General features: G+C 70.0%; 12 protein-coding genes. 3 read left to right on the top strand and 9 right to left on the bottom strand.

All coding sequences use genetic code 11. The annotated features are described in order from the left end of the window. Window positions 1–78 precede the first annotated feature (78 nt). Complete coding sequence (gene dop / locus AB0M18_RS06300) at window positions 79–1599, bottom strand: depupylase/deamidase Dop (RefSeq protein ID WP_365755647.1); 1521 nt, start codon at window positions 1597–1599, stop codon at window positions 79–81. Between the two features lie 165 nt (window positions 1600–1764). Further along, window positions 1765–3531 (bottom strand): proteasome ATPase, encoded by a 1767-nt coding sequence (gene arc / locus AB0M18_RS06295; RefSeq protein WP_365755646.1) that lies wholly within the window; start codon window positions 3529–3531, stop codon window positions 1765–1767. 242 nt (window positions 3532–3773) lie between these two features. Between arc and AB0M18_RS06290 the strand changes: the two genes are divergently transcribed. Continuing rightward, window positions 3774–4085 (top strand): ferredoxin, encoded by a 312-nt coding sequence (locus AB0M18_RS06290; RefSeq protein WP_365755645.1) that lies wholly within the window; start codon window positions 3774–3776, stop codon window positions 4083–4085. A 45-nt stretch (window positions 4086–4130) separates the two neighbouring features. Here the strand turns inward: AB0M18_RS06290 and AB0M18_RS06285 are convergent, their stop codons facing one another. The 3 genes from AB0M18_RS06285 to AB0M18_RS06275 form a co-directional block, all read right to left on the bottom strand. Beyond that, a complete protein-coding gene (locus AB0M18_RS06285) occupies window positions 4131–4706 on the bottom strand; it encodes a hypothetical protein (protein ID WP_365755644.1) in 576 nt (191 codons plus the stop codon). A gap of 238 nt (window positions 4707–4944) precedes the next feature. Beyond that, complete coding sequence (locus AB0M18_RS06280) at window positions 4945–5832, bottom strand: tRNA (adenine-N1)-methyltransferase (RefSeq protein ID WP_365755643.1); 888 nt, start codon at window positions 5830–5832, stop codon at window positions 4945–4947. Between the two features lie 173 nt (window positions 5833–6005). Further along, window positions 6006–7196: a site-2 protease family protein gene (locus AB0M18_RS06275; RefSeq protein ID WP_365755642.1), complete on the bottom strand. Its 1191-nt coding sequence runs from the start codon at window positions 7194–7196 to the stop codon at window positions 6006–6008. A 159-nt stretch (window positions 7197–7355) separates the two neighbouring features. Between AB0M18_RS06275 and AB0M18_RS06270 the strand changes: the two genes are divergently transcribed. Beyond that, window positions 7356–8228 (top strand): PD-(D/E)XK nuclease family protein, encoded by an 873-nt coding sequence (locus tag AB0M18_RS06270; RefSeq protein WP_365755641.1) that lies wholly within the window; start codon window positions 7356–7358, stop codon window positions 8226–8228. Window positions 8229–8278: 50 nt separating this feature from the next. After that, complete coding sequence (locus AB0M18_RS06265; protein WP_265865528.1) at window positions 8279–8950, top strand: response regulator transcription factor; 672 nt, start codon at window positions 8279–8281, stop codon at window positions 8948–8950. 75 nt (window positions 8951–9025) lie between these two features. Here the strand turns inward: AB0M18_RS06265 and AB0M18_RS06260 are convergent, their stop codons facing one another. The 4 genes from AB0M18_RS06260 to metH form a co-directional block, all read right to left on the bottom strand. Continuing rightward, window positions 9026–10609, bottom strand: a complete 1584-nt coding sequence (locus AB0M18_RS06260) for an ABC transporter substrate-binding protein (RefSeq protein WP_365755640.1) — start codon at window positions 10607–10609, stop codon at window positions 9026–9028. A 67-nt stretch (window positions 10610–10676) separates the two neighbouring features. Further along, the gene (locus AB0M18_RS06255; RefSeq protein WP_365755639.1) at window positions 10677–12266 is read right to left on the bottom strand and encodes an ABC transporter substrate-binding protein; all 1590 of its coding nucleotides are present in this window, start codon (window positions 12264–12266) and stop codon (window positions 10677–10679) included. A gap of 533 nt (window positions 12267–12799) precedes the next feature. Beyond that, on the bottom strand, window positions 12800–13492 hold the full coding sequence (locus AB0M18_RS06250) for an HAD family phosphatase (RefSeq protein WP_365755638.1): 693 nt from the start codon (window positions 13490–13492) through the stop codon (window positions 12800–12802). Between the two features lie 130 nt (window positions 13493–13622). Continuing rightward, on the bottom strand, window positions 13623–17141 hold the full coding sequence (gene metH, locus AB0M18_RS06245; RefSeq protein ID WP_365755637.1) for a methionine synthase: 3519 nt from the start codon (window positions 17139–17141) through the stop codon (window positions 13623–13625). Window positions 17142–17313 lie beyond the last annotated feature (172 nt).

The following is a 17313-nucleotide window of genomic DNA, read 5'->3' as shown; positions in this document are numbered from 1 at the left end:
CAAGCCGGGACTGACATCGGCCCCGCAGTTTTCACAACGACCGGGCACTGGTCTCATGATTCCCAGCGCCCGGGCATTTCAGCCGCGCTCGGTGCCGGAAAGCACGCGGACCAGTTCCTCGGCCGTGCGGCACCGGTCCAGGAGTTCCTTGACGTGGTTCCGGGTACCCCGGAGGGGTTCCAGGGTCGGGACTCGCTGGAGGGAGTCACGGCCGGGGAGGTCGAAGATGACCGAGTCCCAGGAGGCCGCGGCCACGTCGTCCGCGTACTGCTCCAGGCAGCGGCCGCGGAAGTAGGCCCTGGTGTCCTCCGGAGGGCTCGTCTCGGCCCGTACCACCTCGGTCTCGTCCAGCAGGCGCTTCATGCGTCCACGGGCCACCAGACGGTTGTACAGGCCCTTCTCGGGGCGCACGTCCGCGTACTGGAGGTCCACCAGGTGCAGCCGGGCCGCGTCCCAGTCCAGGCCGTCGCGCCGGCGGTAGCCCTCCATGAGCTCCCGCTTGGCGATCCAGTCCAGCTCGCCGGCCAGGCTCATCGGATCGTTCTCGAGCCGGTTGAGGGTGTCCTCCCAGCGCGTGAGCACGTCCTTGGTCTGCTCGTCGGCGTCCGAGCCGTAGCGCTCGTCCACGTACTTCCTGGCCAGCTCGAAGTACTCCATCTGGAGCTGGACGGCGGTGAGTGTCCGGCCGCTGCGCAGCGTGACCAGGTATTCCAGGGTCGGGTCGTGGGAGACCTGGTGCAGGGTGCGCACGGGCTGGTCGACGGCGAGGTCGACGGTGATGAAGGAGTCCTCGATCATGGAGAGCACCAGCGCGGTGGTCCCCAGCTTGAGGTACGTGGAGATCTCGGAGAGGTTGGCGTCCCCGATGATCACGTGCAGCCGCCGGTACTTCTCGGCGTCCGCGTGCGGTTCGTCGCGGGTGTTGATGATGGGGCGCTTGAGGGTGGTCTCCAGGCCGACCTCGACCTCGAAGTAGTCGGCTCGCTGGCTGATCTGGAAGCCGTCGTCGCGGCCGTCCTGGCCGATGCCGACGCGGCCGGCGCCGGTGACGACCTGCCGGGAGACGAAGAAGGGCGTGAGGTGGCGCACGATGTCCGAGAAGGGGGTCTCCCGCTTCATCAGGTAGTTCTCGTGCGTGCCGTAGGACGCGCCCTTGTTGTCGGTGTTGTTCTTGTAGAGGTGGATCGGCTGGGCGCCGGGGAGCTGGGCGGCCCGCTCGGCGGCCTCGGCCATGATCCGCTCGCCGGCCTTGTCCCACAGGACGGCGTCGCGGGGGTTGGTGACCTCGGGGGCGCTGTACTCGGGGTGGGCGTGGTCCACGTAGAGCCGGGCGCCGTTGGTGAGGATGACGTTGGCGAGGCCGATGTCCTCGTCGGTGAGCTGGCTGGAGTCGGCGGCCTCGCGGGCGAGGTCGAAGCCGCGGGCGTCCCGCAGCGGATTCTCCTCCTCGAAGTCCCAGCGGGCGCGGCGCGCCCGGTGCATCGCCGCCGCGTAGGCGTTGACGATCTGGGACGAGGTGAGCATGGCATTGGCGTTGGGGTGCCCGGGGACGGAGATCCCGTACTCCGTCTCGATGCCCATTACTCGCCGTACGGTCATGCGGCCCTCCTTGCCCGGCGCCGCTCCCCGCACGGTGCGTGATTCGGCGGTACCCACGAGCCTAGAGCGGCCGCGCGTCGTCGGGGAGATCGAATGCGATTCGGTGAGTGGAAAACGACGGCTGCGGATGCCGGAATTCCGGACATCCGCAGCCGGTGCGCGTCCCTACAGGTACTGACCGGTGTTGGCCACCGTGTCGATGGAGCGGCCGGTGTCCGCGCCCTGCTTTCCGGTGACGAGGGTGCGGATGAAGACGATCCGCTCGCCCTTCTTTCCGGAGATGCGGGCCCAGTCGTCCGGGTTGGTGGTGTTGGGCAGGTCCTCGTTCTCCTTGAACTCGTCCACGCAGGCCTGGAGGAGGTGGGAGACGCGGATGCCCTTCTGGTCGTGGTCGAGGAATGCCTTGATGGCCATCTTCTTGGCCCGGTCGACGATGTTCTGGATCATCGCGCCGGAGTTGAAGTCCTTGAAGTAGAGGACTTCCTTGTCGCCGTTGGCGTACGTGACCTCGAGGAAGCGGTTCTCCTCGGATTCCGCGTACATCTGCTCGACCACGGACTGGATCATCGCGTGGGCGGCGGCCTCCTTGGATCCGCTGTGCTCGGCGAGGTCGTCGGAGTGCAGCGGGAGGGTGGAGGTGAGGTACTTGGCGAAGATGTCCTTGGCCGCTTCCGCGTCCGGGCGCTCGATCTTGATCTTCACGTCGAGCCGGCCGGGCCGCAGGATGGCGGGGTCGATCATGTCCTCGCGGTTGGAGGCGCCGATGACGATGACGTTCTCCAGGCCTTCCACGCCGTCGATCTCGGCGAGCAGCTGCGGGACGATGGTGTTCTCCACGTCCGAGCTGACTCCGGATCCGCGGGTGCGGAAGAGGGATTCCATCTCGTCGAAGAAGACGATGACGGGGGTGCCCTCGCTCGCCTTCTCGCGGGCACGCTGGAAGACGAGGCGGATGTGCCGCTCGGTCTCGCCGACGTACTTGTTGAGGAGTTCGGGGCCCTTGATGTTGAGGAAGTAGGACTTCCCGGCGGGCTGTCCGGTCACCTCGGCGACCTTCTTGGCAAGGGAGTTGGCGACGGCCTTCGCGATCAGCGTCTTGCCGCAGCCGGGCGGGCCGTAGAGCAGGATGCCCTTCGGGGGCCGCAGTTCGTGCTCCTTGAAGAGGTCCGGGTAGAGGTAGGGGAGCTCGACGGCGTCGCGGATCAGCTCGATCTGGTTGCCCAGACCGCCGATCTTGTCGTAGTCGACGTCCGGGACCTCTTCGAGGACGAGTTCCTCGACCTCGCTCTTGGGGACGACTTCGTAGACGTATCCCGAGCGGGGCTCCAGGAGCAGGGCGTCGCCGGGGCGGATGGTGATGTCGAGGAGCGGTTCGGCGAGCCGGACCACCCGCTCCTCGTCGGTGTGTCCGATGACCAGGGCGCGCTCGCCGTCCTCGAGGATCTCCTTGAGGGTGACGATGTCCCCGGCGCGCTCGAATTCCATGGCCTGGACCACGTTGAGCGCCTCGTTGAGCATGACTTCCTGGCCCCGCCTGAGCTCGTCGAGCTCGACGCCGGGGCTGACGTTCACCCGGAGCTTGCGGCCCCCGGTGAAGATGTCGCAGGTGTCGTCCTCGTTGGCCTGCAGGAAGACACCGAAGCCGGCCGGCGGCTGTGCGAGCCGGTCGACCTCCTCCTTGAGGGCCACGATCTGGTCGCGGGCCTCACGGAGGGTGTTGGCGAGCCGCTCGTTCTGAGCGGACACGCCGGCCAGGTTCGTCTGCAGCTCGACGATCCGCTCCTCGAGAATCCTCGTGTGACGCGGAGAGTCGGCGAGCTTGCGGCGCAGGACGGCGATTTCCTGCTCGAGATAGGCAACCTGACCGGCGGGGTCGTCAGACCCCCGCCCGGGCCGGATGCCGCGGTTGATGTCGTCGTCGTGGGCTGCCACGGTCCTCACCTCCTCCAAGGGGAGCTGGACGCTTCCTGACCCTACCTGGGTGGGTGATGATTGAAACCCCTAGATCAAAAAGACTCCGAGGTGTGTCCGATCTTCACCCTTGCGCTTCCCCTCACGCCAGGGGAATACCCACCGGCGGTCATTGCAAAAGCGCCCGGTTGTATCGTCGTGGGTGGTCAACACCCGTCAGGCGTGACCGGACTTAGAGAATCGACGCAGAAACGGCAGGCGACATGACCGTGCAGCAGGAGGCCCTCGCCACGGGCGCCCAGGAGGCGCTGGAGGTCTGGATCGATCAGGACCTGTGCACGGGGGACGGAATCTGCGCGCAGTACGCCCCGGAGGTCTTCGAACTCGACATCGACGGGCTCGCTTATGTGAAGAGCGCGGACGACGAACTGCTTCAGGAGCCGGGTGCGACGACGCCGGTTCCGCTGCCGTTGCTGCAGGACGTGGTGGACTCCGCGAAGGAGTGTCCGGGCGACTGCATTCATGTGCGGCGGGCCGCCGACGGCGTCGAGGTGTACGGTCCCGACGCGGAGTGACCGTCTGGTGACGGACCGCTCCCCGGGGGCGGGCGGCCTGGCCGGTCAGACGGCGCGGGCCGCGTCCTGGGCGGTGTCCTGGGTGCTGCGTACGAAGGCGCCGCCGCGCCAGCGCCACTTCACCTGCTCGCGCTCGTCGGGGCAGCAGCTCGGGACGTCCGGGGAGGAGTAGCCGAGCAGGGTCGCGTGGACGGCTCCGTCGCGTACGGCGAAGTCGCCGACGTTCTTCAGTTGCGAGGGCTCGACGAGGGTCGCCACCACGCGGGCGGCGGGGGCGTCGGCGCCCTTGCCGCGGGTGAGGACGTAGATGCCGCTCGGCGGCGTACCGGAGCCGGCTTCGCAGTGTACGACTGCGACGGTCTCGGGGTTTCCGTCGCCGTCGAGGTCGCCGCTGGCCTGCTGGGCGACGGTGCTGGGGGCTCCCCCGCATTCGAGGGGGTAGTGGGCCGTCGCGGCGTCGGGGGCGGGCAGCGGTGCGGGGGGCGCGGCGGTCGCGCCGGCCGGGTCGGGCTGCAGCAGTCCGGCGAGGGCGACGACTCCGGCCATGGCGGCGGCGGTGGCCAGCCAGTGCACCGGCCGGGCGTGGGTGTGCGCGAGGTCCGGGACGGCGGAGGTCTGCACGCGGGGCGTCTCCTGTGAGGTGGTGCGGAAGGAGTTCGTACGGTGACGGGCATCGTGCCACACGTCACAGGAGGGCGGAACAGGCGGGGTGCGGACGGGCCGCCGCGGGCCGGGGGGTGTCCGCGGTCGCGTGCGCGGTCGGGTGCCGCGCATGAAGGTGCCGCCGTCGGTTCCGGCGCTCTGGGGCGGGAACTCGACGGCGGCACGCGCGCGTTGTCGGGGCGTCAGCCCCTGGGCGTCAGCCCTTGTTGGGGCCCTCGTAGTCCTCGCCGTAGGCGCCCTTGGCGGGGCGGCGGCGGCGCATCGGGGGCTCCACGCCGTCGGCGAGCCGGCGGGCGGTGACCAGGAATCCGGTGTGGCCGATCATGCGGTGGTCGGGGCGCACGGCCAGACCCTCGACGTGCCAGTTGCGGATCATGGACTCCCAGGGCTGCGGCTCGGCGTAGCAGCCGAACTCGCGGATGGACTCCACGGTGCGGGCGAGCTGCGTGGTGGTGGCCACGTAGCAGCACAGGATGCCGCCGGGGACGAGGGCCTTGGAGACGGCCTCCAGGCACTCCCAGGGGGCGAGCATGTCGAGGATGACGCGGTCGACCTCGGTGTCGGACAGGTTGTCCTGGAGGTCGCCGACGGTCAGCTGCCACGCGGGGTGCGGGCCGCCGAAGTAGCGCTCGACGTTGCCCTTGGCGATCTCGGCGAAGTCCTCGCGGCGCTCGTAGGAGTGCAGCATGCCGCTGTCCCCGATGGCGCGCAGCAGGAAGGCGCTGAGCGAGCCGGAGCCCACGCCCGCCTCGACGACGCGGGCGCCGGCGAAGATGTCGGCGAAGGCCAGGATCTGCCCCGCGTCCTTGGGGTAGACCACGGCGGCGCCGCGGGGCATGGACAGGACGTAGTCGGGGAGCAGGGGGCGCAGCGCCAGGTAGGCGACGTTTCCCGTGGTACGGACAACACTGCCCTCGGGAGCACCGATCAGCTCGTCGTGCGGGAAGGAACCCTTGTGGGTGTGGAAGTTCTTCCCGGCCTCGAGCGTGAACGTGTAGTGGCGTCCCTTGGGGTCGGTGAGCTGGACCTGGTCCCCGACCTTGAAGGGCCCGCGACGGCGGGCGGCACCGGTCGGTTCGGACATGTGAGCACCCTATCAAGGGCGTGGCAGGCCCTTTGCCGTCTCGCCCCGAGGGCGAGTGAGCCGAAGGGGCGCGACGCTGTCGAAAGGAAGAGCGCGCGGAGGCTGCGAGGAACGAGCAGTCGAGCACGGTCGACCGTCGACAGCGGCTGCAGCGCCCCGGAGGCGAACCGAGCCTACGAAGAAGGGCGTGCCATGGCCTTGACGAAGGCCCGCTCCACGTCGGCGGTCGAGAGCACTCCGTAGATCTCGCCGCCGTCCTCGACGACCAGGTATTCGGTGGCGGGGCTGGCGCGGAGGTGGTCGAGGAGGGGCTGGCCGGCGAGGTCGGCGGGGACGCGCATGCCGTCGGCGAGGTCCTGGGCGAGGGCGCTGACGGCGACCCAGGGGCGGCGGTGCTGGGGGACGGAGGCGATGGCGGTCTCGCGGACGATGCCGGTGGGGGCGCCCTGGCCGTCGACGACGACGAGGGCGCGGGCGCCGGCCTCGTTGGCGCGGCGCAGTGCCTCGGAGAGCGGGGTGGCGGTCTCGACGGGGATGGCGCGGCGGGTGAGGGTGCGGGCGCGCAGTTCGGGGAGGTGTTCGCGGAGCCGGGCCATGCGCAGGCTGTTTCCGGCGCCGGTCCAGATGATGGCGGCGAGGATCGCGGCGAGCAGGGCGTCGGTGACGGTGGTGAAGCCGCTGATGTCGTCGGTGGAGTTGCCGAGGAGGCCGGTGCGGGTGAGCAGGGGCAGTCCGATGAGGACGGTGACGGCGAGCGCGCGGCCGACCCAGGCGGCGGCGACGGTGCCGGTCATGGCGTTGCCGGTGAGCTTCCAGACGACGGCGCGGAACATCCGGCCGCCGTCGAGGGGGAGGCCGGGCAGCAGGTTGAAGATCGCGACGATCAGGTTGGAGATCATCAGTCCGCCGAGCAGTACGGCGGGGACGGTGCCGGGCTCGACGGCGTACAGGCTGGCGTAGAAGACGCCGGCGAGGACGAGGGAGAGCAGGGGGCCGACGAAGGCGAGGACGAACTCGCGGCCGGGGGTCTCGGTCTCCTTGTCGATCTCGGAGACGCCGCCGAAGAACTGGAGCTGGATGCGGCGCACGGGGAGCTTGAAGCGGAGCGCGGCGAGGGTGTGCGCCAGTTCGTGGACGAGCACGGAGGCGTAGAAGGCGATGGCGAAGAACAGGGAGACCAGGTAGCGGGCCGCGCCGAGTTCGGGCAGGACGCGTTCGATCTGGTCGCCGAAGACCCAGGTGATGAGGGCGGCGACCAGGAACCAGCTGGGCGCGACGTAGACGGGCACGCCGAAGGGGCGGCCCATCAGGATGCCGCCGCCCGGCTCCTCGGTCCGCTGCGGCTTGGACTCGTCCTGGTTCACGGGTTCCTTTCGTCGCCGGGCCGTCGGGCCCGCGCACTCGGTCACGGTTCGATCATGCAGCGCGACGGGTCCCGCGTCGATGGTATTCCGCGCGCGCCTGTGGACGGGATCAGGGTGGAGCGGTGCTCGCTGTCGGTGGCGGGCCGTAGGGTCTGTGTCATGAGTACGAGCGAGCAGCCGCCCGTGGCGGCGGTGGAGGCACGGGCCCCGATGTCGTTGTCGCCGTCGCGGGCGAGCGACTTCATGCAGTGCCCCCTGCTCTACCGGTTCCGGGTGATCGACCGGCTGCCGGAGAAGCCGAGTGCGGCGGCGACCCGGGGGACGCTGGTGCACGCGGTCCTTGAGCGGCTGTTCGACGCGCCGGCGGTGGAGCGGACGGCGCCGCGCGCGAAGGCGCTGGTGCCGGGGCAGTGGGACCGGCTGCTTGCCTCGCGGCCGGAGCTGGGCGAGCTGTTCGAGGGGGACGCGGAGGGCGAGCGGCTCGCGCAGTGGCTCATGGAGGCGGAGTCGCTGGTCGAGCGGTGGTTCACGCTGGAGGATCCGACGCGTCTGGAGCCGGCCGAGCGTGAGCTGTTCGTGGAGACGGAGCTGGCCTCGGGGCTGCGGCTGCGCGGGGTGATCGACCGGGTGGACGTGGCGCCGACGGGTGAGGTGCGGATCGTCGACTACAAGACGGGCAAGGCGCCCCGCCCCGAGTACAGCGAGGGCGCGCTGTTCCAGATGAAGTTCTACGCGCTGGTGGTCTGGCGGCTGAAGAACGTGGTGCCGCGCCGGCTGCAGCTGGTGTATCTGGGCAGCGGCGACGTTTTGACGTACGACCCGGTGGAGGCCGATCTGCTGCGGGTGGAGCGCAAGCTGCACGCGCTGTGGGAGGCGATCCGGCTGGCGACGGAGTCGGGTGACTGGCGTCCCCGGCCGACGAAGCTGTGCGGCTGGTGCGACCACCAGGCGGTGTGCCCGGAGTTCGGCGGCACTCCCCCGGTGTATCCGCTGCCGGTGGTGCCCGCGCGCCCGGCGGAGTCGGCCGAGTAGACCCAGGGCAGAATGGATCAGGTCCAGCCCGCCCCGTGAAGGAGTTGTCCGTGGCTATCCGCGTCCTACTGGTCGACGACCAGCCGCTGCTGCGCACCGGTTTCCGGATGATCCTGGAGGCCGAGCAGGACATCGCGGTGGTGGGTGAGGCCGGGGACGGTCTCCAGGCCCTGGACCAGGTGCGGGCGTTGCAGCCCGATGTGGTGCTGATGGACATCCGGATGCCGCGGATGGACGGGGTGGAGGCGACCCGGCAGATCACCGGCCCGGGCCGCGACGGCCCGGCGAAGGTGCTGGTGCTGACCACCTTCGACCTCGACGAGTACGTGGTGGAGGCGCTGAAGGCGGGGGCGAGCGGCTTCCTCCTGAAGGACGCCCCGGCGACCGAGCTGGTGCAGGCGATCCGGGTGGTGGCGGCGGGCGAGGCGATGCTGGCCCCGTCGATCACCAGGCGGCTGCTCGACAAGTACTCGGCGCATCTGCCCTCGGGCGAGGAGCAGGTGCCGGACACCCTGAACACGCTGACCGACCGCGAGGTCGAGGTGCTGAAGCTGGTGGCGCGGGGGCTGTCGAACGCGGAGATCGCGGCGGATCTGTTCGTCAGCGAGACGACGGTGAAGACCCATGTCGGGCATGTGCTGACCAAGCTGGGCCTGCGGGACCGGGTGCAGGCGGCGGTGTACGCGTACGAGAGCGGTCTGGTGCGTCCCGGCGCGCAGTGACCGCCCTGTCCGGTACGGCGAAGGGCCCGGCGCGCGTGTCGCGCGCCGGGCCCTTTCCCGTATCGGGGCGCCTGCTCAGCCCTTCTTGATCTCCCAGAAGCGGAAGACGGTGGAGGCGTCCAGGGTCCATTCGAGGCCGGTGACGCCCTCGCGGGCGACGGCGTACTGCTTGCCCTGCCACAGCGGCAGCAGCGGGAGCTCGTCGGCGACGAGGTCCTGGACCTTGTTGTAGGTGGAGCCGGTCTGGGACCGGTCGGGCGAGGCGGCGACGGCCGGCAGCAGCTCGCCGGTGATCAGGGCGTTCTTGTAGCGGTTGCCGAGGACGTTGTCGTCGCCGAAGAACGGGGAGGTGAAGTTGTCGGCGTCCGGGTAGTCGGGGACCCAGCCGCGGACGTACACGCCGTACTTGCCGGCGTCGATGTCCTTCTCGTACTGCTCGTAGTCGGCGACCGACTGCACCTTGGCGTCGAACAGGCCGCTGGCGTTGAGCTGGCCGGCTATGGCCTCCATCATCTGGTCGGTGGAGGGGCCGAAGCGGTTCGGGGTGGACCAGAGGGTGAGCTCGACCTTGCCGGTGATGCCGTCCTTGCGCAGCGCCTGCTTCGCCTTGGCCTTGTCGGGCTCGCCGTAGGTGTCGAAGAAGGAGGTGGCGTGTCCGGCGATGCCGGCCGGGACGATGGAGTACAGCGGCGTCGCGGTCGACTTGTAGACGTTCTGGACGAGCGCCTCGCGGTCGACGAGGTGGGCGATGGCCTTGCGGACGCCGAGCTTGCCGGCGACCGGGTCCTTGACGTTGAAGACCAGGTGCTGGACCTCGGCGCTGGAGCCCTGGACGACCTGGATGCCGTCGGCGTCGGTCTGGGCGTTCTCCAGGGCGGCGATGTCGTCGGCGGAGAGGCCTCGGTAGGCGACGTCGACGTCACCGCCGGAGAGGGCCTTGGACAGGGCCTCGCGGTCGCCGCGGTAGAGCTTGAGCGTGACGCCGCCGTTCTTCCGCTTGGCGGTGCCCTGGTAGCCGGTGTTGGCGGTGAAGACGGCCTCGGTCTCGCTGAAGGAGTCGAGCTTGTACGGGCCGGAGCCGACCGCCTTGCCGTCGGTGCGCAGCGCGTCGGCCGGGTACTCGCGATGGTCGACGATGGAGCCGGCGCCCGAGGCGATCTTGCTGGGGAAGGTGGCGTCGGCGACCTTCAGCTTGAAGACGACGGTCTTGGCGTCGGGGGCCTCGATGGAGGCGATCGAGGAGAGCAGCGGAGCCGGGCCGTTGGGGTCGGCGATCTTCAGGGCGCGCTCGAAGGAGAACTTGACATCCTCCGAGGTGAGCGGGTTGCCGTTGGAGAACTTCAGGCCCTCGCGCAGGGTGCAGGTGTAGACCTTGCTGCCGCCGGAGAAGGCGCACTCGTCGGCGGCGTCGGGCTCGGGCTCGGAGCCGCCCTTGGGGAAGGCGAGCAGGGACTGGAAGACGTTGTTGAACAGCAGCCAGGAACCGGGGTCGTAGCCGGCGGCCGGGTCGGTCGCGACGATCTCGTCCGACATGCCGACCCGGACGGTGGTCCCGGCCTCGCCGGAGTCACCGCCCTGTTCGGTGCCGCAGCCGCTGAGCAGGGTCGCGGCGAGGCCCGCGGCGAGCGGGGCGGTCAGCCACTTGTTGTGTGCCTTCACAGAACTTGCCTCTTGCTCTCTTGCCAGGCCGGCCGCGCGGGCAGTGCGCGGCCGGTACAACGAAGGGTCAGGCGGTGCCGCGGCCCAGCTCCCACAGGAGCAGGTCGGAGGAGGTGTTCAGCGCCCACTCGACGCCGGTGACGTCGTCGCGGGCGGCGACGTACTGCTTGCCCTGCCACAGCGGCAGCACCGGGACGTCCTTGGCGACGATCTTCTGGATCTGCTCGAAGACCGGGGTCGCGGCGGTGCGGTCGGCCTGGCGGCGCGACTGCGGGATCAGCCGGTCACGGACGGACTGGTTGACGTAGGGGGTGTTGAGGAAGTTGTCGCTGTCCAGGAACGGCGCGATGTAGTTGTCCGGGTCCGGGTAGTCGGGGAACCAGCCGAGGCCGTAGACGGCGTAGTCGCCGCGCTTCTGGGCGGGGCGGAACTTGGACCACTCGGTGCCCTGGATCTTGGCGTCGAAGAGCTTGGAGGCGTTGAGCTGGGCGCGCAGCGTCTCGAACTCCCGGGCCGTCTCGGTGCCGTAGTGGTCGGTGGTGTAGTTCAGGGTGACCGGTACGGGCGTCCTGACGCCGGCGTCGCGCAGCAGTTTGGCGGCCTTCGTGGCGTCGGGCTCGCCGTAGGTGTCGATGAACGAGGTGGCGTGGCCGGTGACGCTGGAGGGGATCAGCGAGTACAGCGGCTGGGCGGTGGGGCCGTAGACCTGGTCGATCAGCTTGCCGCGGTCGACGACGGAGGCCATGGCCTGGCGGACGGCCTTCTCCTTGACGGCCGGGGCCTTGGTGTTGAAGCCGAGGTAGCGGATCTCCAGGCCGGGGACCTCGGTGAGGTTGATGCCGTCCTGGGGCTGCTCGGTGAGTTCCTTGATCTGCGGCTGCGACATGGCGCGGGCGGCCATGTCGATGTCGTCGGCGCGCAGCGCCTTGTCCATGGCGCCGGCGTCGGCGAAGGAGCGCAGTTCGACCTTGTCGTTGCGCAGGCTGATGTCGCCCTTGTACTTCGGGTTCTTGGAGAAGACGAACTTGGTCACCGTGTCGCCGGAGACCTCGGTCTTCAGGGTGTACGGGCCGGAGCCGTCCACGTCGAAGCCCTCGCGCAGTGCCTTGCCGTCGTACTTGGCCTTGCTGAGGATGCCGGCGACGGGGGTGGAGAGCTTGTACGGGAAGGTGGCGTCGGGCGTCTTGAGGTGGAAGATCACCTCGAGGGCGCCCTGGGTCTCCACGGTGTCGATGTTGGAGAGCAGCGCGGACGTGCCGTTGTCGGACTTGATGGCGAGCACGCGCTCGACGGAGAACTTGACGTCCGCGGCGGTGATCGGGGTGCCGTCGGCGAAGGTGAGGTCCTCGCGCAGCTTGCAGCGGAAGCTCTCGCTCTCCTTGTCGGAGAAGCCGCAGCTCTGGGCGGCCTCGGGGACCGGGGCGCCGCCGCCGCGGGGCGCGTGCATCAGGGTCTGCACGGTCTGGCGCAGGATGTTCCAGGCGCCGGTGTCGTAGGCGAAGGCCGGGTCGAGCGGGGCGGGGGCGTCCTCGGTGGCGACGAACTGGTCCGTGGTGCCGACGACGATCGCTCCGCTGTCGTCCCCTCCGCCGCAGCCGGCGAGCAGGGGGGTGAGCAGGGCGGCCACGGTGGGCAGCACCAGGGTCTTGCGGTTCATCAGGGACGTTCTCCTCATCCGGCACGGGGTGACGGCCGGCAGTGGTACAGCGGCTTTCGGGCACTCCGTCGGCCGCCCGGTCGGGGCGGTGGCGATCGGGCCGGGATGGGGGTGCGATCGGTCCTGTGTACGCGGCGACTTGGGTGGGCGCCGGGGCACGCGGTGGGTGCGGCGGAGTACTCGCGAAAGCGTAGTGGGCGGCGTCGGTGTTACTGGACGGAAGCAATCGCGGTCGTCGTCCGGGGCCGATCATGAATACGGTGCGTTCGATAGTCATGCAGGGGAATGATTCGTACGGGGGCGAGCGAATCGGGACACAAAGGCGGGGTGTAACCGCCGGTTTTCGGACACGGCACGCAGACAGGCCACTCGCCGGTCGGCACTCTGCGTGAGCAAGGTCACGCAGGGTTCTTTTCGGCGAGTGGCCTGTTCGTTTCCGGACGCGAAGCGGGGCGGTTCGGATCCCGCGCGGCGGGGCGCCGGGCGCGGGCCCGTGAGGCCCTGGTCCGCCGCGCGGTCCCTGCGGACACGCCCTAGATGATCAGGGTGCGCAGGAAGGGCACGTCGACGTCTTCCAGGGAGCGCACGACGACGCGGCCCGCGGAGGGCGCGATGGGGGCGACGGAGGGCACGGCGACGACCCGGCAGCCGGCCGCCTCGGCGGCGGCGACACCGGTCGCGGTGTCCTCGACGACGGCGCACAGCAGGGGGTCGGCGCCCACGCCCCGGGCGGCGGTCAGATACGGCTCCGGGTGCGGCTTGGTACGGGCCACCTCGTCGCCCGCGACGGTCAGCGCGAAGCGGTCGCGGCCCAGCGAGGCGAGCACCCGGTCGATGATCCGCCGGTGCGAGGCGGAGACCAGGGCGGTGGGGATGTTGTGCCGGGCCAGCTCGGTGAGCAGCCGGTCGGCGCCGGGCATCAGCGGCACGCCGCGGTCGATGCGCAGCTCGAACTTCTCGTTGAGCAGCACGGTGAGCTCTTCCAGGGTGATGTCGGCCCCGGTGGCCTCGATCAGATAGCCGGCACTGCGGGTCATGGGGCCGCCGACCACGACGTCCCGCCAGGACTCGTCGAGCCGGTGCCCGAGGTCCGCGAAGACCTCCACCTCCGCGTCCCACCAGAAGCCCTCGGTGTCGACGAGGGTGCCGTCCATGTCGAGGAAGACCGCCTGCAGCGCGGGGCTGCCGTTGGCACGGGACAGGGACGCGGGGACCGTACTGGTCATCCGGCACACCTCCACGAAGGGACGAAGAGGCCGGTCACCCTCCCCGGTACGGGGGTGGCGACCGGCCTGCACTGGACCGACCAGTGTACGTCCGGTTCACATCGAACGCATGGATTTACTCCTGCCCCGATTACCGAGCGTTGAAGTACTTCGCCTCCGGGTGATGGATGACGATGGCGTCCGTGGACTGCTCGGGGTGCAGCTGGAACTCCTCGGAGAGGTGCACGCCGATCCGCTCCGGCCGGAGCAGTTCGGCGATCTTGGCCCGGTCCTCCAGGTCGGGGCACGCGCCGTAGCCGAGCGAGAACCGCGCGCCGCGGTACTTGAGGTCGAACATGTCCCGGATGTCCTGGGGGTCCTCGCCGCCGAAGCCCAGCTCGGCACGCACGCGCGCGTGCCAGTACTCGGCCAGGGCCTCGGCCAGCTGCACGGACAGGCCGTGGAGTTCCAGGTAGTCGCGGTAGGAGTCGGAGGCGAAGAGCTCGGCGGTGGCCTCGCCGATCCTGGAGCCGACGGTGACGACCTGGAGGCCGACGACGTCGGTCTCGCCGGACTCCTCCGGCCGGAAGAAGTCCGCCAGGCAGAGGCGGCGGCCGCGCCGCTGGCGCGGGAAGGTGAAGCGGGTGCGCTCGTTGCCCGCCTCGTCCAGGATGATCAGGTCGTCGCCCTTGGACACGCACGGGAAGTAGCCGTGGACGACGGCCGCTTCGAGCAGGTTCTCCGTGTGCAGCCGGTCCAGCCAGCCGCGCAGCCGCGGCCGGCCCTCGGTCTCCACCAGTTCCTCGTACGACGGCCCGTCGCCGGCCCGGTTCTGCTTCAGGCCCCACTGGCCCTTGAAGAGCGCGCCCTCGTCGAGCCAGGAGGCGTAGTCCTTCAGCGGGATGCCCTTGACGACGCGGGTGCCCCAGAACGGCGGGGTGGGCACGGGGTTGTCGACGGCCACGTCGGAACGGCCGCCGGGCTCCGGCTCGTCGACCTGGAGGGTGGCGGAGCTCGCGGCGACCCGTCGCTGCCTCAGCTCGGGGAGTACGGCTCCGGGGACGCCCCGCTTCACGGCGACGAGGGCGTCCATGAGGCGCAGGCCCTCGAAGGCGTCGCGGGCGTAGCGGACCTCGCCCTGGTAGATCTCGTGGAGGTCCTGTTCGACGTAGGCGCGGGTGAGGGCGGCGCCGCCGAGGATCACCGGGTACTTGGCCGCCAGCTCGCGCTGGTTGAGCTCCTCCAGGTTCTCCTTCATGATCACGGTCGACTTCACCAGGAGACCGGACATGCCGATGACGTCGGCGGAGTGCTCCTCGGCGGCCTCCAGGATCGCGGAGACGGGCTGCTTGATGCCCAGGTTGACCACGTTGTAGCCGTTGTTCGACAGGATGATGTCGACGAGGTTCTTGCCGATGTCGTGCACGTCGCCGCGCACGGTCGCGAGCACGATGGTGCCCTTGCCGTCCGCGTCGGTCTTCTCCATGTGCGGTTCGAGGTGGGCCACCGCCGTCTTCATGACCTCGGCGGACTGGAGCACGAACGGCAGCTGCATCTGGCCGGAGCCGAACAGCTCGCCGACGACCTTCATGCCGTCGAGGAGCGTGTTGTTGACGATGTCGAGGGCCGGGGTGGTGGTCAGGGCCTCGTCGAGGTCCGCCTCCAGGCCGTTCTTCTCACCGTCGATGATCCGCCGCTTGAGCCGCTCCTCCAGCGGGAGGGCGGCCAGCTCCTCGGCCTTGCCGGCCTTCAGCGACTTCGCCGTGGCGCCCTCGAAGAGGGCCATCAGCTTCTGCAGCGGGTCGTAGCCCTCGCTGCGCCGGTCGTAGATCAGGTCGAGGGCGGTGGTCACCTGCTCGTCGTCGAAGCGGGCGATCGGCAGGATCTTCGAGGCGTGCACGATCGCCGAGTCCAGACCGGCCTTCACGCACTCGTCGAGGAAGACGGAGTTGAGCAGGATGCGGGCGGCCGGGTTCAGGCCGAAGGAGATGTTGGAGAGGCCGAGGGTGGTCTGGACGTCGGGGTGGCGGCGCTTGAGCTCGCGGATCGCCTCGATCGTCGCGACACCGTCGCCCCGGGACTCCTCCTGGCCGGTGCAGATGGTGAACGTCAGGGTGTCGATGAGGATGTCGGACTCGAGGATGCCCCAGTCGCCGGTCAGGTCCTCGATGATCCGCTCGGCGATCGCGACCTTGTCCTCGACCGTCCGGGCCTGGCCCTTCTCGTCGATCGTCAGCGCGATCAGCGCCGCGCCGTGCTGCTTCGCCAGGCGCGTGACCTTGGCGAACCGCGACTCGGGCCCGTCGCCGTCCTCGTAGTTGACGGAGTTGATGACGGCCCGGCCGCCCAGCTTCTCCAGACCCGCCTCGATGACGTCCACCTCGGTGGAGTCGAGCACGATCGGGAGGGTGGAGGCGGTGGCGAAACGACCCGCCAGCTCCTTCATGTCCGCGACACCGTCACGACCGACGTAGTCGACGCACAGGTCGAGCATGTGGGCGCCCTCGCGGATCTGGTCGCGCGCCATCTCCACACAGTCGTCCCAGCGGCCCTCCAGCATGGCCTCACGGAACTTCTTCGAACCGTTCGCGTTCGTCCGCTCGCCGATGGCCAGGTACGAGGTGTCCTGCCGGAACGGCACCGTCTGGTACAGCGAGGCGGCGCCCGGCTCCGGATGCGGCACCCGCACCGGCGGGACGACCCCGCGGACCCGCTCCACGACCTGCCGCAGGTGCTCCGGAGTCGTACCGCAGCAGCCGCCGACCAGCGAGAGGCCGTACTCGGCCACGAAGGTCTCGTGGGCGTCGGCCAGCTCCGCCGGGGACAGGGGGTAGTGCGCGCCGTCCTTCGTCAGGACCGGCAGACCGGCGTTCGGCATGCAGGAGAGCGCGATGCCGGAGTGCCGGGCGAGGTAGCGCAGGTGCTCGCTCATCTCGGCGGGGCCGGTGGCGCAGTTCATGCCGATCATGTCGATGCCGAGCGGCTCCAGGGCCGTCAGGGCCGCGCCGATCTCGGAGCCGAGCAGCATGGTGCCGGTCGTCTCCACGGTGACCGAGGTGATCAGCGGGACGGTGTAGCCGGCGATCTCCATGGCGCGGTGGGCCGCGATGACCGCGGCCTTGGTCTGGAGGAGGTCCTGGGTGGTCTCGACGAGCAGCGCGTCGACACCGCCGGCGAGGAGGCCCTCGGCGTTCCGCTGGTAGGCGTCGCGGATGGTGGCGTACTCGACGTGGCCGAGGGTCGGCAGCTTGGTGCCGGGACCCATGGAGCCGAGCACCCAGCGCTGCTGTCCGGTCCGCTCGGTGTACTCGTCGGCGACCTCGCGGGCGAGCCGGGCGCCGGCCTCGGAGAGCTCCTGGATGCGGTGGGCGATGTCGTACTCGCCGAGCGCGGAGAAGTTGCAGTTGAAGGTGTTGGTGCCGACGCAGTCGGTGCCGACCGCGAGATAGGCGTCGTGGACCGAGCGGACGATGTCCGGGCGGGAGACGTTCAGGATCTCGTTGCAGCCCTCCAGGTTCTGGAAGTCCTCCAAGGAGGGGTCCTGTGCCTGGAGCATGGTGCCCATCGCGCCGTCGGAGACGACGACCCGGGAGGCGAGGGCCTCGCGGAGGGCGTCGGCCCGCTGGGCGGCGGTCGCGGATGCGGTGGAAGGGGTCGGCGACGAGGCCATGGATGGGGCTCCCTGGAGTGCGACGGCTGTCGGCTTTGCGCCCTCGGCAGAGGGTGCACGGGCCCAGCGTAGCCGTGCGAGGGGCGGGGTGGACATGGGGTTCCAGCAGGTGGACGGCATCCTGTGTCCGGGGACTCCCGGTCCGGCCCGTTCATGTCCGACACTGTCAGGT

Origin of the sequence: Streptomyces sp. NPDC051909, assembly GCF_040681095.1 — a bacterium.
Lineage (GTDB): Bacteria > Actinomycetota > Actinomycetes > Streptomycetales > Streptomycetaceae > Streptomyces.
Note: the sequence above shows the minus strand (reverse complement) of the source record. Positions and strands in the feature narration are given on the sequence as shown.

Coding starts and splice junctions, on each gene's coding strand:
- AB0M18_RS06290 (WP_365755645.1), top strand. CDS start 3,774: ATGACCGTGCAGCAGGAGGCCCTCGCCACGGGCGCCCAGGAGGCGCTG.
- AB0M18_RS06250 (WP_365755638.1), bottom strand. CDS start 13,492: ATGACCAGTACGGTCCCCGCGTCCCTGTCCCGTGCCAACGGCAGCCCC.
- AB0M18_RS06270 (WP_365755641.1), top strand. CDS start 7,356: ATGAGTACGAGCGAGCAGCCGCCCGTGGCGGCGGTGGAGGCACGGGCC.
- metH (WP_365755637.1), bottom strand. CDS start 17,141: ATGGCCTCGTCGCCGACCCCTTCCACCGCATCCGCGACCGCCGCCCAG.
- AB0M18_RS06280 (WP_365755643.1), bottom strand. CDS start 5,832: ATGTCCGAACCGACCGGTGCCGCCCGCCGTCGCGGGCCCTTCAAGGTC.
- AB0M18_RS06255 (WP_365755639.1), bottom strand. CDS start 12,266: ATGAACCGCAAGACCCTGGTGCTGCCCACCGTGGCCGCCCTGCTCACC.
- dop (WP_365755647.1), bottom strand. CDS start 1,599: ATGACCGTACGGCGAGTAATGGGCATCGAGACGGAGTACGGGATCTCC.